This is a genomic window from Paenibacillus sp. PSB04, assembly GCF_025809195.1.
In the GTDB taxonomy this organism is placed as follows: domain Bacteria; phylum Bacillota; class Bacilli; order Paenibacillales; family Paenibacillaceae; genus Paenibacillus_AQ; species Paenibacillus_AQ favisporus.
The window spans coordinates 3,725,922-3,748,128 of the sequence record NZ_CP081301.1; the positions used below are offsets into that span (position 1 = coordinate 3,725,922).

The window sequence follows — 22,207 nt, forward strand, 5'->3', positions numbered from 1 at the left end:
CGACCGGAGGTACTCATGATACAGATCATAACGAACGCCAGCGTACTGAACGAACAAGGGGAGCAGGTAAGCAAGCATATCGTCATCGAGGACGGCATCATCAAAACATTGGTGGAACCCGATGCCGGCTGGAGTGCTCCCGAAGGGGCCGAAGTGACGGACGCTGCCGGCAAGCTGGTTACGCCCGGCTTGATCGATATGCATGTCCATCTGCGCGAACCTGGATTTGAACATAAGGAAACGATCGAGACCGGGAGCCGCTCGGCTGCCAAAGGCGGCTTCACGACCATCGCCTGCATGCCGAACACGAAACCGGTGACCGACAACCCGGAAACGGTCCAGCTGGTGCTGGAGAAGGCCCGCGAGGCGGGAATCGTGAAGGTGCTCCCTTATGCTGCGATAACGGTACGGGAGCTCGGACGGGAGCTGACGGATTTTGAAGCGCTCAAAGCAGCGGGGGCGGTCGGCTTCACCGACGACGGCGTTGGCGTACAGAACGCCAAGATGATGAAAGACGCCATGCGCCGGGCGAAAGAGCTGAACATGCCGGTGATTGCGCACTGTGAAGAGAACTCCCTGGTCGAAGGGGGTAGCGTGACGGAAGGCAAGTTTGCCGAGCAGCACGGACTGATCGGTATTCCGAACGAGTCGGAAGCGATTCATGTGGGGCGGGACATCCTGCTGGCAGAAGCGACGGGCGTGCACTACCATGTATGCCACGTCAGCACGGAACAATCAGTCCGGCTGATCCGCCAGGCCAAGGAAGTCGGCATTCACGTCACCGCCGAGGTGTGTCCGCACCATCTGCTGCTGTCGGATGAAGACATTCCGGGGCTGGACGCCAACTGGAAAATGAATCCTCCGCTGCGCTCGCCGCGGGACGTGGAAGCCTGCATCGAAGGGCTGCTGGACGGAACGCTCGACATCGTCGTGACGGATCATGCGCCGCATGCGGCGGAAGAGAAAGCGAAAGGCATGGAAATGGCGCCTTTTGGCATCGTTGGCTTCGAGACGGCCTTCCCGCTCTTGTACACCAAGTTTGTGGCGACTGGCAAATGGGATCTGGCCATGCTGGTTCAGCGGATGACTTCCGATCCGGCGCGGGTGTTCGGTTTGAACACCGGGCGGCTTGAGGAAGGCGCTCCTGCTGACCTGACGATGATTGACCTGGAAACCGAAAAAGCGGTGAATCCGGAAGAGTTTGCCTCAAAGGGACGGAACACGCCGTTTACCGGGTGGAAGCTGAAGGGCTGGCCGGTTAAAACCTGGATGGACGGCAAAGTCGTGTTTGAAGCCTAAAACCGGATATAACCGGGCCGGATCGGTTGATAAAAAAGAAACAGATATAGATACTACTAGATACTAACTTAACGTAATTTGACAGAGGAGTGAGTGGGATGCAGGCAAGATTGCTGCTGGAGGACGGAACACTGTTTACGGGCAGTGCTTTCGGAGCAGAAGGTGAAACGACGGGCGAAGTCGTGTTTAATACAGGGATTACGGGATATCAAGAGGTGCTGTCAGACCCGTCGTACTGCGGGCAAATCGTCACGATGACGTTCCCGCTGATCGGCAACTACGGCATTACGCGCGACGATTTTGAGTCGGTTGCGCCATATGTGCACGGATTTGTCGTACGCCGCCATGAAACGGTGCCGAGCAACTGGCGCGCCGAGTACAGCGTGGATACGCTGCTGAAGGAATACGGGATCGTCGGCATCAGCGACATTGATACGCGCATGCTGACCCGCCTTATCCGCAGCCACGGCACGATGAAGGGGATTCTGACGACATCCGCTCAGTCCGTCGAGGAGCTGAGAGAGCGTCTTGCTGCGAGCACCCTGATGACCGATCAGGTGTCGCGCGTGTCCACGAAGCATACTTACAGCAGCCCGGGCGCTAGAGAGCGGATCGTACTTATCGACTACGGCGCCAAGAGCGGTATTTTGCGCGAACTGACTTCCCGCGGCTGCGACGTGGTGGTTGTTCCGCATGATACGACGGCCGAGGAAATCCGCCGCCTGAATCCGGATGGCATTCAGCTGTCCAACGGCCCTGGGGATCCTAAAGATGTGCCGCATGCGATCCAGACGATCAAGGAACTGCTCGGCGAATATCCGATCTTCGGCATCTGCCTGGGTCACCAGCTGTTCGCCCTGGCTTGCGGCGCCGACACCGAGAAGCTGAAATTCGGCCATCGCGGCGGCAACCATCCGGTGAAGGATTTGGCGACGAACCGCTGCTATATCACATCGCAGAACCATGGCTACACGGTTAAGGATGACTCCATTGCCGGCACAGAGCTCGAGGTTACGCATATCAACAACAACGACAAGACGGTGGAAGGGCTCAAACATAAGAAATACCCGGCCTTTACCGTGCAATACCACCCGGAAGCGGCCCCTGGCCCTTACGACAACAGCTATCTGTTTGACGAGTTCTTGAAAATGATTGCCGATCATAAACAGCAAAAACCTGCAAAACCGCGCCAGGCTGAACTGGCTGCAGCCGTGAAAGGAGCACGATAATATGCCTATCAATAAACAGCTTAAGAAAATCCTCGTTATCGGTTCTGGACCGATCGTCATCGGCCAGGCGGCTGAGTTCGACTATGCGGGCACGCAGGCATGCGAAGCGCTGAAAGAGGAAGGCGTCGAGGTTGTCCTGATCAACAGCAACCCGGCGACCATCATGACCGACACGAACACGGCGGATAAAGTATACATCGAGCCGATCACCCTGGACTTTGTAACCCAGGTCATCCGTCAGGAACGCCCGGACGGACTGCTGCCGACGCTCGGCGGCCAGACCGGCCTTAACATGGCGGTGGAACTGGCGAGAGCAGGCGTGCTGGAGCAGGAAAACGTTAAACTGCTGGGCACCCAGCTGCATTCGATCGAAAAAGCCGAAGACCGCGACCTGTTCCGCGAACTGATGCGCGAGCTGGAACAGCCGGTACCGGAAAGCACGATCGTCACTACCCTGGAAGAAGCGCTCGACTTCGCCGAAGAGATCGGCTACCCGCTGATCGTCCGTCCGGCGTACACGCTCGGCGGAACCGGCGGCGGCATCTGCGCGAATGAAGAAGAACTGCGTGAGACGGTAAGTTCCGGTATCCGTTACAGCCCGATCGGCCAGTGCCTGATCGAGAAGAGCATCGCGGGTATGAAGGAAGTCGAATACGAAGTCATGCGCGATGCCAACGACAACTGCATCGTCGTATGTAACATGGAGAACTTTGATCCGGTTGGCGTTCACACCGGTGACAGTATCGTCGTAGCCCCGTCCCAAACGCTCTCGGATCGTGAATACCAAATGCTGAGATCGGCGTCGCTGAAAATTATCCGCGCGCTGAACATCGAAGGCGGATGTAACGTGCAGTTCGCCCTGGATCCGCACAGCTACCAATACTATGTCATCGAGGTTAACCCTCGCGTCAGCCGCTCTTCGGCGCTCGCTTCCAAAGCGACCGGGTACCCGATCGCCAAGATGGCGGCAAAGATCGCCCTCGGCTACACCCTGGACGAAATCGTCAACCCGGTAACCGGGCAGACTTACGCTTGCTTCGAGCCAACGCTGGACTACATCGTCAGCAAAATTCCGCGCTGGCCGTTCGATAAATTCGTACAGGCGAACCGCAAGCTGGGCACGCAAATGAAAGCGACCGGCGAAGTTATGGCTATCGGCCGCACGTTCGAGGAATCGATCCATAAAGCGATCCGCTCCCTGGAAATCGGAGTGCACCGCTTCTATCTGAAAGGTACGGAAGAGCTGAGCGAGGAAGTGCTCCGCGAGCGCCTCATCAAAGCCGACGACGAGCGGATCTTCCTGATCGCGGAAGCGTTCCGCCGCGGCTATGGCTTGCAGGAAGTTCAGGACCTGACCAAGATCGACTGGTGGTTCCTCGATAAAATCCAGGGGCTGATCGCGTTCGAAGAGCAGCTTCAGGAAGACACGCTTTCTTATGAAACGCTGTACCTGGCGAAACGCCGCGGTTTCACCGACCGGGCGATTGCCGAGATCCGCAGCCAGAGCCAGGCTGGAAGCCTGACGACGGAGACGGAAGTTCGCGAGTTCCGCCTCTCGAACGGTCTGCGTCCGGTCTACAAAATGGTTGACACCTGCGCGGCAGAATTCGAAGCGACAACGCCTTACTACTACTCGACCTACGAGACGGAGAACGAAGTAACGCCGTCCAACAAGGAGAAAGTGGTCGTGCTGGGCTCCGGACCGATCCGGATCGGCCAAGGCATCGAGTTCGACTACTCGACCGTACACGCCGTGTGGGCAATTCAGAAGGCCGGATACGAAGCGGTTATCATCAACAATAACCCGGAAACGGTATCCACGGACTTCAACACGTCAGACCGCCTGTACTTCGAGCCGCTGTTCTTCGAGGACGTCATGAACGTTATCGAGCAGGAGAAGCCGATCGGCGTCATCGTGCAGTTCGGCGGCCAAACGGCCATCAACCTGGCCGGACCGCTGAGCAGAGCGGGCGTGAACATTCTCGGCACCAGCCTCGAAAGTATCGACGAGGCGGAGGACCGCAAGAAGTTTGAGGCGCTGCTCTCGAGACTGCAAATCGCCCAGCCGAAAGGCAGCACGGTTACATCGGTCGACGAAGCCGTAGACACGGCCCAATCGCTCGGCTATCCGGTGCTGGTCCGTCCATCCTACGTCCTTGGCGGACGCGCGATGGAAATCGTCTACTCCGATGACGAGCTGCTGAGCTATATGGAGCAGGCTGTTAAGATCAATCCGGAGCATCCGGTCTTGATCGACCGCTACATGCTGGGTAAAGAGGTGGAAGTCGACGCGATCTGCGACGGCGAAACCGTGGTCATCCCGGGCATCATGGAGCATATCGAGCGCGCAGGCGTGCACTCCGGCGACTCGATCGCGGTATATCCGCCGCAGCACCTGGAGGAGCATCTCAAGGAGAAGATCGTGTCCATCACGACACGGATTGCGAAGGAACTGAAAACGATCGGCCTGGTCAACATCCAGTTCGTCATTTACAACGACGAAGTGTATGTCATCGAGGTAAACCCGCGCTCTTCCCGGACGGTACCGTTCCTGAGCAAAGTGACGACGATTCCGATGGCGAACCTGGCCACGCAGGCCATTCTCGGCCGCAAGCTGAAGGACGCAGGCTACAAAGAAGGCCTCTGGCCGGAAAGCGACTACGTTTCCGTCAAAGTACCGGTGTTCTCCTTCGCGAAGCTGCGCAGAGTCGAGCCGACACTCGGACCGGAAATGAAGTCGACCGGCGAAGTTATGGGACGCGACCTGCAATATGCAAAAGCGCTGTACAAAGGCTTGATCGGCGCAGGCATGAAAATTCCGGCATCGGGTGCAATCATCGTCACCGTGGCCGACAAGGATAAGGAAGAAGCTGTGGAGCTCATGAAGGGCTACAAGCGCCTTGGTTACAAGATCTATGCAACGGAAGGTACGGCTCAAGCTCTGAACGATGCCGGACTCAACGTAACGACCGTGCAGAAGCTCAGCGACGGCACACCGAACATCCTGGATCTGATCCGCAATGGTGAAGCGCAGTTCGTGTTCAACACCCTGACCAAAGGGAAAACGCCGCAACGCGACGGATTCCGTATCCGCCGGGAAGCGGTAGAGAACGGCGTAGTCTGCATGACCTCGCTGGACACGGTCAGAGCATTGATGAATATGCTGGATACCCTCAACTTCTCTTCGCAGGCCATGCCGGCTTTTGCGAACTGAGAAGGGGGAAATACTAGAAGTATGAATGATAAGTATACAGAAATGGCGGGCCGCTTGATCGTGGCCCTGGACTACCCGGATGCCGAAGCGGCATCCGCGCTGGTCCGCGAACTTGAAGGGATTCCCTGCTACTTGAAGGTGGGCATGCAGCTGTACTATGCTGCAGGGCCTGCTTTTGTGCGGGAATTGAAGTCAAAAGGCTACAGCGTATTTCTTGATCTGAAAATGCATGACATACCCAACACCGTAAGGGGTGGCGCAGAGAGCATCACCCGTCTTGGTGTGGACATGTTTAACGTCCATGCTGCCGGAGGTACGGTGATGATGAAAGCCGCGCTTGATGGAGCTGAATCCGCGCTTGTGGCCGATCCCGGCCTGAGCAGGCCGGTCATTATCGCGGTCACCCAGCTGACCAGCACCAGCCAGGAGACGCTCAACAGCGAGATCGGCATTCAAGGCAGCGTGCAGGACGCAGTGGTACACTACGCCAAGCTGACGCAGTCGGCCGGACTGGACGGCGTCGTCGCCTCGGCCCAGGAATCGGCGCTGATCCGCGAGGCTTGCGGCCAGCAATTTATCACGGTCACGCCGGGTATCCGGCCTGCGGGCTCCGCAGCAGGCGACCAGGCGCGCGTCCTGACGCCGGGCGAAGCCATTCGCCAAGGCAGCCATTACATCGTCGTCGGGCGTCCGATTACGGCGGCGGAAAACCCGCGTGAAGCTGCCGAACACATTATCAAGGAGATGATCGAAGCTTGACTACCCTAGCAGAAATTCCAGCCCGTATCGCATCCCATTTGCTTGAGATCGGAGCGGTGGCGCTCCGGCCAAAACAGCCGTTCACTTGGACCTCGGGCATCAAGTCGCCTATCTACTGCGATAACCGTCTGACGATGTCTTACCCTGAACTCCGCGAGCTTATCGCCGAATCGTTCGCTGCGATCATCCGGGCGCAGTATCCGGACGCGGAAGTCATTGCGGGAACGGCGACGGCCGGTATCCCTCATGCGGCGTGGGTTGCCCAGAAGCTGAATCTGCCGATGGCCTATATCCGCGACAAAGCGAAGGGGCACGGCAAGGAGAACCTGATCGAGGGCATCATCAAGCCAGGGCAAAAAGTCGTCGTCATCGAAGACTTGATCTCGACCGGCGGCAGCTCGCTCAAAGCGGCGGTAGCCGTGAAGGAAGCCGGTGCCGAGCCGCTTGCCGTGCTCGCCATCTTCAGCTATCAGCTCGATAAAGGGGTACAAGCCTTTGCCGAAGCGGGGATTCCGCTGCAGACGTTGTCCAACTATGCGGCGCTGATGGAAGTGGCCCTGGAAAAGGGAGCCATTCAGCAGGAGGACGTCAAAGCGCTCAAAGCGTGGAGAGAAGATCCGTCATCGTTCGGAAACTAAGAGGACGACGCTTGTGTGAATTTCCTCAAATGGATTTATAAAATGATACAGCAAAGGCAGCCCCTGAGGGCTGCCTTTTTAAGTTGTTTACACGGATGATCGATCTTGCTGTTACCTTAAGCTTGAGGTTGCAAATGATTTAGTGGATGGCATTTTTCTCAAAATTGCCGCCGAGCACATCGGACACATGCTCAATGGCAATAAAGGCTTTGGGATCGATCTCCTGCACGAGCGCCTTCAGTTTGGCCAGCTCAAGCCGGGTGACGACGCAATAGATGACTTGTGTATCTTCCTTCGAGTAGCCGCCTCTGGCGTACATGAAGGTCGTGCTGCGTCCCAGCCGATCCTGAATCGTTTGGGAAATTTCCTCGTATTCGTTCGAGATGATGGTGACCGACTTGGACTCGTTCAAGCCCTCGACCACGATATCCATCACTTTGGAGGCCATATAGTATGTAAATATGGAGTACATCGCGGAATCCCAACCGAAAACGAATCCGGCAACAATGAAAATGAAGACGTTCATGATCATGATGATTTGGCCGACCGGCATGCGGAGCTTTTTAGACAGCAGAATCGCGACAATTTCGGTTCCGTCGAGCGAGCCGCCGAAACGGATGACGAGTCCGACGCCAAGGCCGAGAATAAGGCCGCCGAACAGGACCGCTAATATTTTCTCATTGGTAAAAGGACTGACATGATGCAGCAGCTGCGTCGTTACAGACATGACGGCGATGCCGTAAAGGGTAGAAAAGGCGAACGTTTTTCCGATCTGCTTGTATCCCAGAAATAAAAAGGGGAGGTTGATAATAAACAGAAAAATACCGAGCGGAAAGGTCGTTACTTTGGATAAGACGATCGAAATCCCGGTGATGCCGCCATCGATGATTTCATTGGGAACCAGAAATACCTCGAGCGCTACGGCCATAAGCACGGCCCCTACCGTAATAAATACAAATTTTTTGACCAGATCCGCAAAAGACAGCTTTTTATGTGTTTTTGCCATGGACATTCCCCGCTTTCCTGAAAATTAAAATGTTAAACAACTTAGTTATCAGTATAAACGATTTTTCCGCTCAGCACAAAGCAATCTCGCTTTTTTTCGAACGTTTTCGACATTTTACTAGCCGAGATTTCTGCTGCTATGAATGAACCATGGCGTTTGCGGCAACAATAGGCATCAAAACAGCTCATCTATGAAAGGAGGGTTAGCAGTAATGCGGTGGGTGTATTTCGGCAAGCTCTACCGGACGAAATTCCAGGCAGGGTGCCTGGCGAAGAGGCTGGAGCAGGACAGCTGGATTTACGGTTATGAAGAGCCGCGGCTCGTTGAAATTTTCCGTTCAAGGAGAGGCAGGTACGGTGTCCGCTTCTTGCCATGACATGGTAGGCTCCAGTGTCCTAACACCAATTCCATAAATAAATACTTGACGCAGTGGGTACATATGCTGTATATTAATTCTTGTCGCTATTTGATATGGTTAATGACGCGGGGTGGAGCAGTCCGGTAGCTCGTCGGGCTCATAACCCGAAGGCCGCAGGTTCAAATCCTGCCCCCGCAACCAATTTAACAGCCATTATCTGTACGGTATATACTTGATCAGGGCCCTTAGCTCAGTTGGTTAGAGCGGTCGGCTCATAACCGACTGGTCGGGGGTTCGAGTCCCTCAGGGCCCACCATATAGCAATATGTAAGAAACAGCATGCCGGGGTGGCGGAATTGGCAGACGCACAGGACTTAAAATCCTGCGGTAGGTGACTACCGTACCGGTTCGAGCCCGGTCCTCGGCATACAGGTAAACCATTCGAAGGAAGCCGGTTCAGTCTTTGACTGAGCCGGTTTTTTTGTGCTCATGGGCGGTAAAAGGAATGGCAATTAAAGGATTGCCGGTATAGGCAAAACATGTTATATTAAATTTTGTCGTCACAAAAGTGATAGACAAGCCGGGATGGCGGAATTGGCAGACGCACAGGACTTAAAATCCTGCGGTAGGTGACTACCGTACCGGTTCGAGCCCGGTTCTCGGCATTGGATTGGAACAAGATGAACAGGGTAAGCTGGTCCGGATCGGGGCCGGCTTATTTTTTTAGCTGCCGTTCAATGCGGTCTGACTTTCATTGATTGTGCGTCGGAAGACGTTTTTCTATAAAAATAGGTTTATATATTTACGAGAGAGGAGAAATGCTTCATGATATTTAATAACGATTGGGACGAGCAGCTGAAGGAAGAAACCGAAAAGGACTATTTTCAGGAACTCCGTTATAAGCTGGCCAAGGAATACAAGGTTCACAAAGTGTACCCGCCGAAAGAGGACCTCTTTAAAGCGCTCAAGCTGACCCCATACGAGGATACCAAAGTGGTCATTTTGGGGCAGGATCCTTATCATGGACCCGGACAGGCCCACGGCCTTAGCTTTTCGGTCAAACCCGGTGTGCGGATTCCACCTTCCCTCGTGAACATTTACAAAGAGCTGCACAGCGATTTGGGCGTACCGATTCCAAACCATGGAACGCTGGTGCATTGGGCCGAGCAAGGGGTGCTGCTGCTCAATACGGTGCTGACCGTCCGGGATGGCGAGGCAAATTCGCATAAAGGATTAGGATGGGAGCGATTTACCGATGCTGTCATTGAGAAGCTGAATGAGCGGGATAAGCCGGTCGTGTTCATTCTATGGGGAAGCCATGCCCTGAAAAAAGGAGCTTTTATCGATCGGAAAAAGCATCTGGTGATCCAGTCGGTTCACCCGAGTCCGCTGTCGGTGCACCGCGGTTTTTTTGGAAGCAGGCCGTTTTCCAAAGCCAACGCGTTTTTAGCAGCCCATGGGATCAAGCCGGTCGATTGGGCGATTCCTGACAGGTAACTCATTTTAATGCGAAAGGAGGCGAAAGGGCCATGAAGAACTGGATCGGCAGGCGGGTAACCATCCTGTGCAACGACAAGCTGCATTCCCGGGTCAAGGGGACGCTTCGCAAATGGGATGAACATAACGAATGGCTCGTGCTCGGGCCGCACGACCTGAAGCTGCCGTTTGGCGAGGTTTGTACGATCCGGCTTCTTCCCGAAGGGAAAAATGCCCCTGACGCCGCGCCTCATTCGGTCGGATATATCATGAAGGACAAACGGCAGTTCGATAACGCCGTGTTGTTCGGGTCCGAGGTCATGATCTGGCGGAAGGACCGTCTGGAAGCATACAGGGCCACCCTGAGTTCGCATAATGCGGAGACGGTGACCCTGTCGGACGGCCGGACTTTTCGGAAAGCGGAGTGCACTTGCGTTGTCCGGTCATTGCGGGGCATGCTGTGAGACATTGGTCTTGCGGCATGCTTTTTTTCTCACTCTTTCATGTCATCTACCTTTTCCGCCAAAAACAGCCCATACCCCCGGACGATAATAATCTTGGCGATCATGTAGACGGGAATGGCCAAAATGACGCCGACGATCCCGGATACGTCTCCGCCGATCAGCAGCAGGACGATCGCCGTCATCGGATGAATGTCCAGCTGCTTGCCGTAAATAATCGGCGTCAGCAGATTATCCTGGATCTGCTGGGAGATGATGATCACGACGAGCGACCATACGGCAACGGAAGGCGAATCGATAAAACCTATGATAACGACCGGAATGGCAGCGATGATCGCACCTACGTATGGAATCAGGTTCAGGACGATCGAGATCAGCGCGAGCAGCAGAGAGTATGGAAGCCCGATAATGAGGAAGCCGATGTACATCAGCACGCCTAGAATGAGATTCAGCACGACCCTGCCGACGATAAAGTTGCTGAGCGCCGTATCGATTTCCCGCAGCGCTTCTTTCCCTTCCTTCCGATATTTCCGTGGAAGGATGTGCAAAATTTTAGGGGGAAGCTTGCTGCTTTCTTTCAGCATGTAATACAGCACGATCGGAACGGTAGCAATAATGACCACGACATTGGATACGACGGATATAAAATTGGAGATCGAATCCGTTACGGCCATAATCAGACCGTTGAGATATTCACTCACGCGGGCATAAATTTCAGACTCGCTTGGCAGCGCCCTGGCGAAAAAGCTGTTTTTCTGAAGCGCCTCAAACTGCTTCTGCAAATCTTCCACGAAATAGGGCGCGTTTTCGGCAAAAGTGATCACCTGCTCGCGCAGCGTTGGCCATACCAGCACCGAAAACAGGGCGATCAGACCAACGAACACGAGGTAGATCGACAGAATCGAAAGCGACCTTTTCCAGTGGTGCTTTTCCAAGTAATTTACGATGGGCCTCAGCAAGTAGTACATGAAACCGGCCAGCATCACAGGGACCAGCAGCAGCTTGAACAGCAGCACGATCGGATTGAAAATAAACTTTACTTTGGCACCCAAATAAATAATTAAAAGTGCCGCGATGATACCCAGACATGTACGAAAATATTTGCTCTGCAGCAATCAAATCCCCCCAGCCTTCATGGACCAGCCTATGTAACGGTCTGTTTCCTCTTTTACAACCCATTAACCAAATGTCATAAGGATGATTCAGGGAGCTCCTGCCATCGCTTCTGGAAGCGGTAGCCGTTTGAGGCAATCCGGGTATTCGTACAGTCAAACCGCAGGTGAACTACATAATATAGGTTGACCCCATGAAAAAGGAGGTTCAAACCTATGAGCGGAGTCGTAGGCGGCGTTGGTTATCCAGGCGGAGTTTTCAAATCGACGGGAGCGATCTTGGTCCTTTTCATCCTTTTGGTCATTATTTTGAGCTCCTGTTTTTGTTAAGGCGTAACACAACACATCCTGGCGGTATTCGGCCGGGATGTTTTTTTATGCCCGCGTTAGTTTACCTAATTACATACAGTCATTTAACCTGGGAGGGATTGAGGATGAACCAACTCGTGATCGCATTGTTCCGGACGAGACAGGATACGGCGCTGGCGGTCAGCGCGCTTTGGGAGCGTCATTTTGACAAAAAGGACGTGTCGCTGCTTGCCCTTGACAAGAGACAGTTATCTATCGTATGCCGGGATACCGGCTTGAAAGAACCCGTGTCCAGGCATGGTACCAGCGGGTTGTTCGGCGAAATCCGGGATTTAACCTCCAGCCTGACGCTGCGGGATCAAGTCACCTGGGCATCGGGACCGGCAGCGGCCAAACTTGGGGGGGCGGAAGTTGGCGGGAAGAACGACGGGCTGATTGTCAGTCTGGTGGGGATTGGCGTCCCCGAAGGGGATGCAGAAAACTATGAGAAGCTGCTGATTCAGGGGCATTTTATGGTCATAGTGGAGTGCAGTAAGGAGCGAAGCATCGAGGCGCAGCATGTTCTTGAGGCCCATCCGTGCGTAGAGACGAGAAAAGAAAAGCGTGTATCGACATAAAAAAAAGGCGATCGAGTACCGATCCCCTTCCGGTCAATAAATGATTCTCCGGCTTAAGTTAACGGCCGTTCCGTATTTTTTGCTGAGGATCTTGGCCTCTTCGGTGACGTAGGCGAGGATATGCTGCAGCCGCTGGGTGGCCGGCCGGATGGTTTCTTTGACTTCTCCGTGGACGATGACGTCAAACACGATCATGATCGAATACCTCCTTATATGCGGGATAAATCCATGATAAAATACAACCATCAGAGAGGAATCAATTTGGATGGAGCGGTTTGTAAACTCTACGGTTTATACTCGCATTACATATGACGGGTACGATAAGTTGGTAAGGTTTGCGAGAATACCAGTCGGGAGGTTGAGAGAAATTGGATTCGATTATTAATTTTGCCCACCGGGGCGCATCTGCCGTATGTCCGGAAAATACGATGGCCGCTTTTGCCCGCAGTTTGGAGCTTGGTGCCACAGGGATTGAAACCGATGTTCAGTTAACCCGGGACGGCCGGCTTGTCCTGATTCACGACGAAACGTTGTCCCGTACGACAAACGGGAGCGGGTGGGTCAAAGACCATGACCTGGAAGAGCTGCGCAAGCTGGACGCCGGCAGCTGGTTCCATCCCGATTTTGCGGAGGAGCGCCTTCCGCTGCTGGAAGAGCTGCTGGAGCTGGTTCAGGACACCGGGACCGTCGTCAACATCGAGTTGAAAAATACGAAGGTACCTTATGCAGGGCTTGAGGAGAAGGTCATCGACATGGTAAGAAGCTATAACCTGAGTGAGCGAATCGTCATCTCAAGCTTCAATCACTATTCCCTGCGGCTCTGCAAGCAGCTCGCGCCAGAAATCCGCACCGGCATTTTGTACATGGAGGGACTGTATGAGCCGTGGGAATATGCCCGCAGCGTTGAAGCCGACGCCCTGCACGCCTACCATTTTGCGGTGCTGTCTGAATTTGTGGCGGGAGCGAAGGCGGCCGGTAAGGTATACCACCCATGGACGGTCAACGAAGAAGAGGAAATGCGGCGTCTTATCGACGCAGGGGCAGCGGGGATCATCACCGACTACCCGGATAAGCTGGCTGCGCTGCTGAGCGCTTCAGTGCGCTCTTAAACACCGATAACCCGATGCCACGGCGGCATCGGGTTATTTTGTGCCCGTAAACGTCTCCAGAACAGTGAGGGAACGCGTCACCCTTGATGATCCGGTGAATCCCCGTTCGACGGATGTTTACCTTTCTTCAATTCCCGCGCCCCTTCTTCCAGCACGTCTTCAATCATGTCCGTGGATGACGGCGTTTCATGATCGGGATCCGGAATGGGATCGACCCCGGGGAAACGATCCTCTTCATTCGGTGTATTCATCGCCACACGTCCTTCCTATAGAATCGTTGGTACTTCCATAGTGTGTTCCTTATATGTAAGGATAAACCGTTCCAAGTGCTGCTGAACCACATTTTCCTGCACCTTCCGAGACGAAAGGTTAATCGTTATATAAAAAAATAAAGCCGCCCAGGCAGGGCAGCGAATATTAACGAATATGAATGAGGCGTGACAGATGGCCGACTTCATCCAGCGGAATCCACATGGAGCCGTACACCGTCCGCATCTTTAAAGTGCCCGGATCATCGGATTTCTCGGGGATGCCGGTAATGGATTCACCATCCAAATTTTGAACGAATAATTGATGGCCGCGGCGGATCGCCATTTCAATTTCCTTTTCCATGAGACTATTCTCCCGTATCCACATACTGGTAAGACTTTTGTATCAATAACTATCTTTATCATAAGATAATTTTCGTCTGTTGGATAGAGAACGAATGTTTGATTGGTGGGGATATGGACCTAAAATATGAATTTAATTTGAACGGTTGTGCTGAAAAATAAAAAAACCCTCCGTCTGGAGGGGCAGAAAAGAATGCCGAGCAGTTAAATCCGGATGTCTAGACGGTTTCCCAAATGGGGTGCGGCGCTGCTATCCAGCATTTTGACCAGGGATTGACCGTCCTGCGAGGCTTGATCCTTAGCGATTTTAAGCACCTGGATGCTCACATTTTGAGCCAGCCGGGACTGGCTCATGGCCATCGATAAAGCAGGGATATCCATCATAAGCCTCCTCTATGTAAAATGGGTAACATCTATGTTATCGGATTTTCGGTGTGATTTATAAAATAGATGCCGCCCGGGAACCAAGTTCCCGGGCGTGCGATCAGGGAGGTGTCATGCTGATTTCATCCGAAAAATCCGGAATTAATACATGTCTCCACCGAAGTGATCGCGACAGTGGCATCTTTTATGGTGGCGTTTTTTGAAGTGGTGGTGCTGTTTGTGAATTTTATGGCAGGAAACATGCTTTTCTTTGTGAACCTTTTTGATTACAGGTTCCCAGTCCACTTTGACGAATATCGTTTTCTTGATTTCTTTTTTGAGGACGACTGGTTTTGGTTTGCGGACATGGCAGCGATGGCCGTGATCATGTTCGTGGAAAAAGAATTTACTCATTTGGTTACCCCACCTTTGTTGGAAAATGTGAAACCTGAGATATCGTATGTAACGCTTTCCTTTGCAAACACGGCGGAGGTCCATATGGGATCAAAATAGATGATTATCTTAACGGGACAGGGTTAAAACTCTGCGGCTAATTGTGAACAAAAAAACTCTTGAAGCCTTAAGCTTCAAGAGTTTCTATAGATGATCTGCAGTGGGCTCGAACCACTGACCCCCACCCTGTCAAGATGGTGCTCTCCCAGCTGAGCTAGCAGATCGTATAAGTCAGATACATTTAATATAATAACAGCGCCATAGTTAGCTGTCAATCATTTTATTTTGCTCACGGTGAATGGCATGCACAATTTGTTTGCCGCTCATGATTAGAAGCTATCCAAACGGGCGAAAACTAAAGTATATTTCGAAACAGAAGGAGTGGCACGGTATGCCGAACAAAGGCGGGCTGCTCGCGGCAGGGATGTGCCTGCTGCTTGCCGGATGCTCCCCCGCGGGTGAGTTTTCGGATGCGCAGGAGCCGATCAAGCCCGGTTCAACCATGGCCGATTCACCGATTATGCTGGACGTTTACGGCAAATCGGTCAGCGAGGATGTGTATTCCAAGGGCCCTATTACGCCGCCCTGATTCTTTGGACAAGACAAGGGCCCGTGCTCCGACTGCACCGGCCCTCTTTTTTTAAGATATAAGAAAGTATTTGCATCGGAGATTCGGTTTCCTTATAACTGAAGAAAAACTTCCGCAAAACGCGGTCTATCTTCCGTGAGTGTTCGTCGATAAACGTTTTTCTTATTCCTCATCCCATTTGCGCGAATACCCTTTTTGGATGACATAAATGAAAGAATAGATTAAGATGGCTGATAAAATGACGATCAGCGCAATGGTCATGCCCATAACGATCCATGGTCTCCCTTCCATAGAGCTCTCATGAGTCAACTATACAGGAAAATCATTTTTTTGTATAATGATTCAATCGTGTTTTTTATATTGATTGCATGAAAGAGAGGGTAACCGATGCCTGCAGAAATAGTATACGTGACGACCCCCGAGCAGCTGGAACATGCGCTGGACATCCGCCAGGAGGTGTTCGTCAAGGAACAAAACGTGCCCGCCGACCTGGAGATCGACGAATACGATGTGATCAGCGACAATGTTCATCATATCCTCCTTCAGGACAAGGATCAGTATGTGGCCACCGGCCGGATCATTTATTATAACAGCGATACCGCCAAGATGCAGCGAATCGCGGTTCGCCGCGAGTTCCGCACCCACGGGTTCGGCCGCATTTTGCTGATGGCGATGGAAGAGCGGGCGAGGGAACTGGGGCTGGCCTATTCCATCCTGGATGCACAGTGCCAAGCTGAACAGTTCTATGCAAAACAAGGCTACGAGGTCATTTCCAAGGAGCCGTTCGATGACGCGGGCATTCCGCATGTCCGTATGAAGAAAACACTGTAGGCTTCGTTTCTTCGTATAAATCCATGTTCTCAGGGAACGATATCCATATGTCACCTTGATATATCATGACAACTTAAGGAGTGGATATCGATGGGAAACCCGGGAAGAGAACAATTTATCGCAGTACAGAAGAACGGTGACGGCGACTTGACGGCCTTTCAAACGTCGTCGGGCCGGGTGCTCGATTACGAGCAGGCGCTGCAGGAAGTAAAAGCGGGTGCCATTGCCGGAGTAAACGTCTTTAAAGGCCGTGACGGCGAGATGTACATCCGCGGGGACGCCGACGGCGATCCGTCGAATAATCTCGATAACTTGCCTACTTTTGAATAAAAGACGAGCGTCATGTTTCCAAAAATAACAGCCGGCTGCAGAGAAGGTTCATCTTTCTGCAGCCGGCTGTGTTTTTTCACCCGTAATCCACATCGACCAGCAAGGGTTACAGCGTATATACGTGCCCTTGCTCAAGGAAGGTCATTTCTCCGGTTTTTCCTACAAACTCGTCTTTATTATCCGCATAATGCATCAATCGGATCATACGCTGAACCGGCTCCGCCAGCGATAGCAGCTCACTGAGCGTCGTATGAACCTCGCCCGGTCCTTCCAGCTGGACCTCGTGCAGGATCGTATCACAGCCGCGTTCCCCTACGAGCTTGTCCAGCAGCCCGGGGTCGAAGGTCATGTCCGCGCTGTAGAAAATCCGGCCGTTAATATAGAGGGAGAAGCTGTCTTTGCCCGGAATGTGGCGGTTCGGGATGAGCTCCAGCTCGATTTGCTCCGACAGGCGGCAGGGAACTCCCGGTTGAAGCGTATGTACATCGAAGGCGTCCTCGAGGCAGGTGATTTGGCCGGGTTGGGACAGACCGCCCTTCAGCGTGTGCTCCCACAGCACATCACGCAAAGCTTCCGCGATATAAAGCTTCATTTTGCGATGGTACGCGTATTTCATCTGGAAGGCAAGCTCCTCCAGGCCGCCGACATGATCGCCATGAATATGGGTGATCAGCACGGCATCCAAGTCATTAAACGTTTTGCCCAGTTGGTGAAGGGCGAGGGGGGCCGTAATTCCGCAATCGATCAGCAAAGTGAACGACCCGTCCCCGAGCAGGGCATTATTGTTGAAATACTTTTTGGCAAAAGCGCTGCCTGTCCCCAGCATCTGAAGCTGCAAGCTCATCGGTTGATCCTCCTGTGAATGAGCGGCATGCCGAGCATGCCGTTCGTATTTTTTTCTTTCATTATACACCACAGTTCCCAATTTCCATCTACCCCCATAATATGCTGTAAACGCGCGAAATGGGGTTTTGTCATGGCGAAGGGAAAAAGCAAAAAACCGGCACAAGCCAAAGGGGAAAAGGTCATCCGAGGCATGAGGCTCGTGACCTCCGACGTATGCGAGGCCTGTAAAACGCCCTGTGCCCGGGGAATGGCGTACGCGGCACGGATGAGAGTTCCGGGTGCGATCGGCAAAGGGGTGCCCTGTATTTTAACCAAGAAATAAGGAGAGAAATTAGGAACTGAACCAAAATTTGGAGCTATAGTCCCACAAGGTGGGGCTTTTTTTGTATTCCTGGAACAAAATTCCTTCACTTTTGAGAAAAAATGTGAGTTTTGCCCGTATGGACAGCGCAACTTGCGTTTGTACTTTTCGTATATACATACAACATCACGATGGAAATGGAGGGAAACGAACAAGATGAATTGGAAGAAAGTTATGGTATGCGTATTCGCCTTTTCCCTGATGGGGGGTTCTGTGTTTGCAGATTCAATTACCCAAAAAGTCAGGGTGTGGATGAACGGCAAGGAAATCCAGGACGGCGGTTATATCATCGACGGCAAAACCTATGTCCCGATTCGGGAGTTTGACGGGGTCGTAAAGTTTAATTCAGATACGAACAAGGTTGAATTCATTAAGCCTAACGTACATATATTTCTGTTTAATGGAGATACCGTCTTCGGTAACGTCAATAAAGGGAAGCTCAAGTTTAACGTATTCTGCCAGGTGGACAGCCTATCGGACGATGTGGCGAGCGTAAAGGTGGCTATTACAGATCCTTCGGGAAAGGTCAAGGATATCCAGTCTCAGGACGTGAGCGGCAGCCAGAAGGATAATTTCTGGTTCCGGACTTACGATTTTACGTATGATTTCAGCAGCGCGGGCAAATATAAAGTGGGGTTCTACATTAAAGCCACCAAGACCAGCGATTACGTCCTCGTATCGCAAAAAGTGATCACTGCGCTGAACTGACAACCCCCGAGGAGGATAAATTGACCAGATCATGCGGACGTGATACGATACGGTGGTATGATCCATTCCAACCATAAGTGAGGTTTTTGTTAAAATGAGCGATCACAAGCATGAACACGGCGAAGCCTGCAATCATGATCATGACCATGATCACGAGCATGAGGAATTTGTTCTGACGCTGACAGATGAGAACGGCAAAGACGTGGAAATGGTTCTTGTCGAAACATTCGATGTAGGCGAGAACGTTTATGCACTGCTGCTGGAACGTGAGAATCCTGAAGCGGACGGCATCATCCTTCGCGTCGAGGAAGAGGACGAGGAAATGATGCTTTACAATATTGAAGACGAAGAAGAATGGAACAAGGTGGAAGCCGCTTATAACGAGCTGGTTGCCCAGTTGGACCAGGAGTAATCCTTTTCGCCACAAGCCCTACACCAAGAAACCCCCGAACCGCAGCGAAAGCGGGACAGGGGTTTTCTTTTTTTGGTGCAGGCGGTAAACAGCCGCGCGTATTAAAAAATCGGATCGGTTTCCACAATGACCTTGACGTTTTGGATATACCGGTCTTCCGGTCCTTTTACCGGCAGCCCGACGTCCACATGGTCGACAATGTAGTCGATATTGTCCTGGGAGATAACCTCTCCCGGAAGAAGGATCGGAATGCCCGGCGGATACACATAAATAAACTCGGCGATAATGCGTCCGGCCGATTCCTTGAACGGAATGACTTCCGTATCCCCGTAGAAGGCATCCCTTGGAATGAGGGACAGCTGCGGAATTTCCGGAATTTTAACAACCAGCTCGTTGGCTGTGTTTACATTATAGTAGGTCTGTGCCAGCTCGCGGAGTGCATTCACCAGGATGGAGATGGTCTCCTCGTTATCCCCTGGCGTAATCAGGCACAGGATGTTGTACATGTCGCTCAGCTCGACTTCGATATTATACTTTTCGCGAAGCCAGTTTTCGGTCTCATAACCGGTGATGCCCAAATGGCGGACATGGATGGTCAGCTTGGTCGGATCATAATCGTAAGTCGCTTCCCCGCCGAGAATTTCCTTGCCGAAGCAGTAGAGACCTTCAATTTCATTGATTTGCTTGCGGGCGGACTGCGCCATGTCGATGGCACTTTGGGCCATGGCATATCCGTTCAGCGCCAGGTTCCGTCTGGAGGTATCCAGCGAAGCGAGCAAAATGTAGGAAGTCGACGTCGTGGTCAGCATACTGATAATCGTTTGCACGCGCTGCGGATTGACATAGCCGTTCTTCGTGTTCAGATTCAGCACGGAGCTCTGCGTCATGGAGCCGCCCAGCTTATGCACGCTCGTCGCGGCCATATCCGCTCCGGCATCCATAGCGGACATCGGCAGTTCCGGATGGAAATGGGTCAGCACGCCGTGGGCTTCGTCCACGAGGACGGGTACATGCCGGCTGTGGGCGAGGTCCACGATCTCCTTCAGATTGGCGGAGACGCCGAAGTACGTCGGATTAATGACGAGAACCGCCTTGGTGTCCGGATGACGGTCCAGGGCCCGCTGCACGGAGCGGACGGTAATGCCGTGGTCGATCCCTAAATTTTCGTCGCGGGCCGGCGAAACGAAGACGGGCTTGGCACCGGAGAAAATAATCGCGGACATGACCGACTTATGGACATTCCGGGGAACGATGATTTTGTCGCCGGGAGAGCACATCGTCAGAATCATGGTCATGATCGCGCCGCTGGTCCCCTGTACGCTGAAATACGTGTAATCGGCGCCGAAGGCGTCAGCAGCCAGAATCTGGGCTTCCTCGATGACGCCCGTCGGCTGGTGAAGGTCGTCCAGCGGGGCAATATTGATCAGATCTATAGAGAGGGCGTTATCGCCGATAAATTCTCTGAATTCGGTATCGGTCCCCATTCCCTTCTTGTGGCCGGGAATATGGAACTGAACGGGATTTTTTGCCGCGTGCTGTGTGAGTGCTGTAAATAAAGGGGTACGGCTATGGTCCATGTATGCTGTCACAACCTTTCATCTGTTAAAATTACAAAGCTCAGTATAGCAAATCGGGGGGCGAATGCAAGCGGCTTTTTGACCCTGTGAAAATCTCGTCCCCATATGGGGTACACTATTAGTATAGACCATACTGCCGGGAGGATTCGCACAAACCAAAATAGGGAAGTGGTGAAACGCGTGTCGCAAATAACGGAAGCGGCGGCAGCCCGCCGGCTGATTTCGCCCTTTTTCATCGGGCTGCTGACGATTCTATTTCTCGTGGAATTTATGAAAGGGTCGCTTTTGGTGGCCATTTTGCCGGTTTATATGAAAAACTCGCTCGGTCTCGGCGCCCATACGATCGGTCTCGCCTTTTCCCTTCAATATATCGGAGACAACCTGTTCCGCAGCCCGTCGGGCTGGATCGCCGAGCGGCTGGGATACCGCAGAACGCTGACAGGGGCGCTGGTGCTGACCATCGTCGCGGTTGGCATGATCGCCTTCTTATCCGGCGCAGGCTGGCTGTCGCTTGCCTGTTTTATTCTTGGGGTAGGCACTTCGCCGCTGTGGCCATGCGCCATGACCGGGACGACGGCCATTTCGGGTCCGAGAGGCAACAGCGGACAAATGATCGGCATGCTTGAGATCGCTTCGCTGGGCGGAACAGGCGCAGGACCCATCGTCATGAATTTTTTGATGGACCGTACGAACAAAAACTATCAGACGCTATTTTTTATCCTTATCGGCTGCTGCATCATCGTAGTTCTGGTTGCATTGCTCCTCCCGGGAAGAGTCAAGGTCAATGGGCAGGGGATGGAAAGAAGGACGGAATCTGCGAGGGGGGTCCTTCCCCAACTGCTCGGGAAGGTGAATCATCTTTTTGCCAGCATCCGCAAGACGCTGTACGAAATCAGGCACAACCTGAAGGTCAGCTGGCTGGTATTTCCGGCGCTGTTTCTCCAATCCTTCGTCATCGGGCTGCTCAGCCCGGTGATCACGCTGTACGTTCAAAATGAGCTGCACCTGTCTCCAAATATGTACAGCCTGCTGCTGATCGCGGGCGGAGGCATTACGGTGCTGGCGATCATTCCATGCGGGAAGCTGGTCGACCGGTTCGGAACCGCCCCCTTCCTGAATGCCGGGTTTCTGCTGGCGGCTATTTCCCTCATCATGTTCTCGGCGGTGCGCTCGCTGCCGGTTGTGTTCGCCACCGTAGGCGTGGTGGGCATCAGCTATGCCATGATCCTGCCTGCCTGGAATACCTTTGTATCGACACATGTGCCCAAAGGCGAGCGGGGAGCGGTCTGGGGATTTTTCCTCACCCTCCAGGGCTCGGGCATGGTTGTCGGGCCGATCGTTTCAGGTCAGCTCTGGGACCGTATCGGGCATTCGGTGCCTTTTGTCGCCAGCAGCATCGTCATGGCCGTGCTGTTTGTGATCCACCTCGTTTTGTCGCGCAAGAAGCGGGCAGAGGCGCAGTAACAAACAAAAAAAAGGATAGGGTGCCAGCGCGCTTATGCGTACCGGCTGCTCTATCCTTTAATATTTGGCTGCACC

27 protein-coding genes and 5 tRNA genes are annotated in these 22,207 nt (G+C 53.0%); 23 read left to right on the plus strand and 9 right to left on the minus strand.

Going from position 1 to position 22,207, the window contains the following annotated elements:
* Nucleotides 1–15 precede the first annotated feature (15 nt).
* The 5 genes from K2F33_RS17135 to pyrE all read left to right on the plus strand — a co-directional run bounded on the left by K2F33_RS17135 (nucleotide 16) and on the right by pyrE (nucleotide 7,139).
* Nucleotides 16–1,299 carry a dihydroorotase gene (locus tag K2F33_RS17135; RefSeq protein WP_263878009.1) on the plus strand — a complete coding sequence of 428 codons (1,284 nt, stop codon included), beginning with the start codon at nucleotides 16–18 and terminating at the stop codon, nucleotides 1,297–1,299.
* A 98-nt stretch (nucleotides 1,300–1,397) separates the two neighbouring features.
* Nucleotides 1,398–2,528, plus strand: a complete 1,131-nt coding sequence (locus tag K2F33_RS17140) for a carbamoyl phosphate synthase small subunit (RefSeq protein WP_076169875.1) — start codon at nucleotides 1,398–1,400, stop codon at nucleotides 2,526–2,528.
* Between the two features lies 1 nt (nucleotide 2,529).
* Nucleotides 2,530–5,742, plus strand: coding sequence for a carbamoyl-phosphate synthase large subunit (gene carB / locus K2F33_RS17145; protein WP_263878012.1), 3,213 nt, complete (start codon nucleotides 2,530–2,532; stop codon nucleotides 5,740–5,742).
* A gap of 21 nt (nucleotides 5,743–5,763) precedes the next feature.
* The gene (gene pyrF / locus K2F33_RS17150; protein WP_318670944.1) at nucleotides 5,764–6,501 is read left to right on the plus strand and encodes an orotidine-5'-phosphate decarboxylase; all 738 of its coding nucleotides are present in this window, start codon (nucleotides 5,764–5,766) and stop codon (nucleotides 6,499–6,501) included.
* Nucleotides 6,498–7,139 carry an orotate phosphoribosyltransferase gene (gene pyrE / locus K2F33_RS17155; protein ID WP_263878014.1) on the plus strand — a complete coding sequence of 214 codons (642 nt, stop codon included), beginning with the start codon at nucleotides 6,498–6,500 and terminating at the stop codon, nucleotides 7,137–7,139. The genes pyrF and pyrE overlap by 4 nt, the downstream gene beginning before the upstream one ends.
* 139 nt (nucleotides 7,140–7,278) lie before the next feature.
* Here pyrE and K2F33_RS17160 read toward each other — a convergent pair whose 3' ends face one another.
* Nucleotides 7,279–8,145, minus strand: coding sequence for a YitT family protein (locus K2F33_RS17160; protein WP_076170154.1), 867 nt, complete (start codon nucleotides 8,143–8,145; stop codon nucleotides 7,279–7,281).
* Between the two features lie 211 nt (nucleotides 8,146–8,356).
* On the opposite strand from K2F33_RS17160, the gene K2F33_RS17165 reads away from it, so the two are divergent.
* The 7 genes from K2F33_RS17165 to K2F33_RS17195 all read left to right on the plus strand — a co-directional run bounded on the left by K2F33_RS17165 (nucleotide 8,357) and on the right by K2F33_RS17195 (nucleotide 10,443).
* Nucleotides 8,357–8,521 (plus strand): hypothetical protein, encoded by a 165-nt coding sequence (locus K2F33_RS17165; protein WP_163879495.1) that lies wholly within the window; start codon nucleotides 8,357–8,359, stop codon nucleotides 8,519–8,521.
* Nucleotides 8,522–8,627: 106 nt separating this feature from the next.
* Nucleotides 8,628–8,704, plus strand: a tRNA-Met gene (locus K2F33_RS17170).
* Between the two features lie 38 nt (nucleotides 8,705–8,742).
* A tRNA-Ile gene (locus K2F33_RS17175) sits at nucleotides 8,743–8,819 on the plus strand.
* 25 nt (nucleotides 8,820–8,844) lie between these two features.
* Nucleotides 8,845–8,930: transfer RNA gene (locus K2F33_RS17180), tRNA-Leu, on the plus strand.
* 152 nt (nucleotides 8,931–9,082) lie between these two features.
* A tRNA-Leu gene (locus tag K2F33_RS17185) sits at nucleotides 9,083–9,168 on the plus strand.
* Nucleotides 9,169–9,331: 163 nt separating this feature from the next.
* Complete coding sequence (locus tag K2F33_RS17190; protein WP_263882383.1) at nucleotides 9,332–10,000, plus strand: uracil-DNA glycosylase; 669 nt, start codon at nucleotides 9,332–9,334, stop codon at nucleotides 9,998–10,000.
* Nucleotides 10,001–10,032: 32 nt separating this feature from the next.
* A complete protein-coding gene (locus K2F33_RS17195; protein ID WP_076169879.1) occupies nucleotides 10,033–10,443 on the plus strand; it encodes a hypothetical protein in 411 nt (136 codons plus the stop codon).
* Between the two features lie 29 nt (nucleotides 10,444–10,472).
* On the opposite strand, the gene K2F33_RS17200 is transcribed toward K2F33_RS17195, so the two are convergent.
* Complete coding sequence (locus K2F33_RS17200; protein WP_212984429.1) at nucleotides 10,473–11,555, minus strand: AI-2E family transporter; 1,083 nt, start codon at nucleotides 11,553–11,555, stop codon at nucleotides 10,473–10,475.
* 213 nt (nucleotides 11,556–11,768) lie between these two features.
* On the opposite strand from K2F33_RS17200, the gene K2F33_RS17205 reads away from it, so the two are divergent.
* Nucleotides 11,769–11,882: a sporulation protein YjcZ gene (locus K2F33_RS17205; RefSeq protein ID WP_084203873.1), complete on the plus strand. Its 114-nt coding sequence runs from the start codon at nucleotides 11,769–11,771 to the stop codon at nucleotides 11,880–11,882.
* A gap of 104 nt (nucleotides 11,883–11,986) precedes the next feature.
* Nucleotides 11,987–12,478, plus strand: a complete 492-nt coding sequence (locus K2F33_RS17210) for a hypothetical protein (RefSeq protein ID WP_076169881.1) — start codon at nucleotides 11,987–11,989, stop codon at nucleotides 12,476–12,478.
* A 33-nt stretch (nucleotides 12,479–12,511) separates the two neighbouring features.
* On the opposite strand, the gene K2F33_RS17215 is transcribed toward K2F33_RS17210, so the two are convergent.
* Nucleotides 12,512–12,673: a mechanosensitive ion channel protein MscL gene (locus K2F33_RS17215; protein ID WP_076169882.1), complete on the minus strand. Its 162-nt coding sequence runs from the start codon at nucleotides 12,671–12,673 to the stop codon at nucleotides 12,512–12,514.
* A gap of 173 nt (nucleotides 12,674–12,846) precedes the next feature.
* Between K2F33_RS17215 and K2F33_RS17220 the strand changes: the two genes are divergently transcribed.
* The gene (locus K2F33_RS17220) at nucleotides 12,847–13,587 is read left to right on the plus strand and encodes a glycerophosphodiester phosphodiesterase (protein WP_263878023.1); all 741 of its coding nucleotides are present in this window, start codon (nucleotides 12,847–12,849) and stop codon (nucleotides 13,585–13,587) included.
* A 77-nt stretch (nucleotides 13,588–13,664) separates the two neighbouring features.
* Here the strand turns inward: K2F33_RS17220 and K2F33_RS17225 are convergent, their stop codons facing one another.
* The 3 genes from K2F33_RS17225 to K2F33_RS17235 all read right to left on the minus strand — a co-directional run bounded on the left by K2F33_RS17225 (nucleotide 13,665) and on the right by K2F33_RS17235 (nucleotide 14,582).
* Complete coding sequence (locus K2F33_RS17225) at nucleotides 13,665–13,838, minus strand: hypothetical protein (RefSeq protein ID WP_179232029.1); 174 nt, start codon at nucleotides 13,836–13,838, stop codon at nucleotides 13,665–13,667.
* Nucleotides 13,839–14,004: 166 nt separating this feature from the next.
* Nucleotides 14,005–14,199 (minus strand): hypothetical protein, encoded by a 195-nt coding sequence (locus tag K2F33_RS17230; protein ID WP_089548166.1) that lies wholly within the window; start codon nucleotides 14,197–14,199, stop codon nucleotides 14,005–14,007.
* Nucleotides 14,200–14,402: 203 nt separating this feature from the next.
* Nucleotides 14,403–14,582, minus strand: coding sequence for a YjfB family protein (locus K2F33_RS17235; RefSeq protein WP_412973929.1), 180 nt, complete (start codon nucleotides 14,580–14,582; stop codon nucleotides 14,403–14,405).
* Nucleotides 14,583–14,756: 174 nt separating this feature from the next.
* Here K2F33_RS17235 and K2F33_RS17240 point away from each other — a divergent pair, with 174 nt between their 5' ends.
* Entirely contained in the window at nucleotides 14,757–15,074 is a 318-nt protein-coding gene (locus tag K2F33_RS17240) for a hypothetical protein (RefSeq protein WP_263878028.1), read from the plus strand.
* Between the two features lie 91 nt (nucleotides 15,075–15,165).
* On the opposite strand, the gene K2F33_RS17245 is transcribed toward K2F33_RS17240, so the two are convergent.
* Nucleotides 15,166–15,238: transfer RNA gene (locus tag K2F33_RS17245), tRNA-Val, on the minus strand.
* 167 nt (nucleotides 15,239–15,405) lie between these two features.
* On the opposite strand from K2F33_RS17245, the gene K2F33_RS17250 reads away from it, so the two are divergent.
* The 3 genes from K2F33_RS17250 to K2F33_RS17260 all read left to right on the plus strand — a co-directional run bounded on the left by K2F33_RS17250 (nucleotide 15,406) and on the right by K2F33_RS17260 (nucleotide 16,764).
* Nucleotides 15,406–15,603, plus strand: a complete 198-nt coding sequence (locus K2F33_RS17250; RefSeq protein ID WP_076169887.1) for a hypothetical protein — start codon at nucleotides 15,406–15,408, stop codon at nucleotides 15,601–15,603.
* Between the two features lie 387 nt (nucleotides 15,604–15,990).
* On the plus strand, nucleotides 15,991–16,434 hold the full coding sequence (locus tag K2F33_RS17255) for a GNAT family N-acetyltransferase (RefSeq protein WP_076169888.1): 444 nt from the start codon (nucleotides 15,991–15,993) through the stop codon (nucleotides 16,432–16,434).
* A 90-nt stretch (nucleotides 16,435–16,524) separates the two neighbouring features.
* Nucleotides 16,525–16,764 (plus strand): DUF3892 domain-containing protein, encoded by a 240-nt coding sequence (locus K2F33_RS17260; protein ID WP_076169889.1) that lies wholly within the window; start codon nucleotides 16,525–16,527, stop codon nucleotides 16,762–16,764.
* 106 nt (nucleotides 16,765–16,870) lie between these two features.
* Here the strand turns inward: K2F33_RS17260 and K2F33_RS17265 are convergent, their stop codons facing one another.
* On the minus strand, nucleotides 16,871–17,608 hold the full coding sequence (locus K2F33_RS17265) for an MBL fold metallo-hydrolase (protein ID WP_263878030.1): 738 nt from the start codon (nucleotides 17,606–17,608) through the stop codon (nucleotides 16,871–16,873).
* Between the two features lie 132 nt (nucleotides 17,609–17,740).
* Here K2F33_RS17265 and K2F33_RS17270 point away from each other — a divergent pair, with 132 nt between their 5' ends.
* From K2F33_RS17270 to K2F33_RS17280, 3 genes are all read left to right on the plus strand, one after another.
* Complete coding sequence (locus tag K2F33_RS17270; protein WP_076169891.1) at nucleotides 17,741–17,932, plus strand: hypothetical protein; 192 nt, start codon at nucleotides 17,741–17,743, stop codon at nucleotides 17,930–17,932.
* A 195-nt stretch (nucleotides 17,933–18,127) separates the two neighbouring features.
* Entirely contained in the window at nucleotides 18,128–18,679 is a 552-nt protein-coding gene (locus tag K2F33_RS17275; RefSeq protein ID WP_089548164.1) for a copper amine oxidase, read from the plus strand.
* A 94-nt stretch (nucleotides 18,680–18,773) separates the two neighbouring features.
* A complete protein-coding gene (locus K2F33_RS17280; protein WP_076169893.1) occupies nucleotides 18,774–19,091 on the plus strand; it encodes a DUF1292 domain-containing protein in 318 nt (105 codons plus the stop codon).
* Nucleotides 19,092–19,192: 101 nt separating this feature from the next.
* Here the strand turns inward: K2F33_RS17280 and K2F33_RS17285 are convergent, their stop codons facing one another.
* On the minus strand, nucleotides 19,193–20,668 hold the full coding sequence (locus K2F33_RS17285) for an aminotransferase class I/II-fold pyridoxal phosphate-dependent enzyme (protein ID WP_076169894.1): 1,476 nt from the start codon (nucleotides 20,666–20,668) through the stop codon (nucleotides 19,193–19,195).
* A 180-nt stretch (nucleotides 20,669–20,848) separates the two neighbouring features.
* On the opposite strand from K2F33_RS17285, the gene K2F33_RS17290 reads away from it, so the two are divergent.
* Entirely contained in the window at nucleotides 20,849–22,132 is a 1,284-nt protein-coding gene (locus tag K2F33_RS17290) for an MFS transporter (RefSeq protein WP_263878036.1), read from the plus strand.
* Nucleotides 22,133–22,207 lie beyond the last annotated feature (75 nt).

Excerpts from the sequence above, each read along its gene's own strand:
- K2F33_RS17280 (WP_076169893.1), top strand. The coding sequence starts at position 18,774 with ATGAGCGATCACAAGCATGAACACGGCGAAGCCTGCAATCATGATCAT.
- K2F33_RS17160 (WP_076170154.1), bottom strand. The coding sequence starts at position 8,145 with ATGGCAAAAACACATAAAAAGCTGTCTTTTGCGGATCTGGTCAAAAAA.
- K2F33_RS17265 (WP_263878030.1), bottom strand. The coding sequence starts at position 17,608 with ATGAGCTTGCAGCTTCAGATGCTGGGGACAGGCAGCGCTTTTGCCAAA.
- K2F33_RS17215 (WP_076169882.1), bottom strand. The coding sequence starts at position 12,673 with ATGATCGTGTTTGACGTCATCGTCCACGGAGAAGTCAAAGAAACCATC.
- carB (WP_263878012.1), top strand. The coding sequence starts at position 2,530 with ATGCCTATCAATAAACAGCTTAAGAAAATCCTCGTTATCGGTTCTGGA.
- K2F33_RS17270 (WP_076169891.1), top strand. The coding sequence starts at position 17,741 with ATGGCGAAGGGAAAAAGCAAAAAACCGGCACAAGCCAAAGGGGAAAAG.
- K2F33_RS17195 (WP_076169879.1), top strand. The coding sequence starts at position 10,033 with ATGAAGAACTGGATCGGCAGGCGGGTAACCATCCTGTGCAACGACAAG.
- K2F33_RS17250 (WP_076169887.1), top strand. The coding sequence starts at position 15,406 with ATGCCGAACAAAGGCGGGCTGCTCGCGGCAGGGATGTGCCTGCTGCTT.
- K2F33_RS17225 (WP_179232029.1), bottom strand. The coding sequence starts at position 13,838 with ATGAATACACCGAATGAAGAGGATCGTTTCCCCGGGGTCGATCCCATT.
- K2F33_RS17165 (WP_163879495.1), top strand. The coding sequence starts at position 8,357 with ATGCGGTGGGTGTATTTCGGCAAGCTCTACCGGACGAAATTCCAGGCA.
- K2F33_RS17275 (WP_089548164.1), top strand. The coding sequence starts at position 18,128 with ATGAATTGGAAGAAAGTTATGGTATGCGTATTCGCCTTTTCCCTGATG.
- K2F33_RS17285 (WP_076169894.1), bottom strand. The coding sequence starts at position 20,668 with ATGGACCATAGCCGTACCCCTTTATTTACAGCACTCACACAGCACGCG.
- K2F33_RS17260 (WP_076169889.1), top strand. The coding sequence starts at position 16,525 with ATGGGAAACCCGGGAAGAGAACAATTTATCGCAGTACAGAAGAACGGT.
- K2F33_RS17135 (WP_263878009.1), top strand. The coding sequence starts at position 16 with ATGATACAGATCATAACGAACGCCAGCGTACTGAACGAACAAGGGGAG.
- pyrF (WP_318670944.1), top strand. The coding sequence starts at position 5,764 with ATGAATGATAAGTATACAGAAATGGCGGGCCGCTTGATCGTGGCCCTG.
- K2F33_RS17255 (WP_076169888.1), top strand. The coding sequence starts at position 15,991 with ATGCCTGCAGAAATAGTATACGTGACGACCCCCGAGCAGCTGGAACAT.
- K2F33_RS17210 (WP_076169881.1), top strand. The coding sequence starts at position 11,987 with ATGAACCAACTCGTGATCGCATTGTTCCGGACGAGACAGGATACGGCG.
- K2F33_RS17230 (WP_089548166.1), bottom strand. The coding sequence starts at position 14,199 with ATGGAAAAGGAAATTGAAATGGCGATCCGCCGCGGCCATCAATTATTC.
- K2F33_RS17235 (WP_412973929.1), bottom strand. The coding sequence starts at position 14,582 with ATGATGGATATCCCTGCTTTATCGATGGCCATGAGCCAGTCCCGGCTG.
- K2F33_RS17140 (WP_076169875.1), top strand. The coding sequence starts at position 1,398 with ATGCAGGCAAGATTGCTGCTGGAGGACGGAACACTGTTTACGGGCAGT.
- K2F33_RS17205 (WP_084203873.1), top strand. The coding sequence starts at position 11,769 with ATGAGCGGAGTCGTAGGCGGCGTTGGTTATCCAGGCGGAGTTTTCAAA.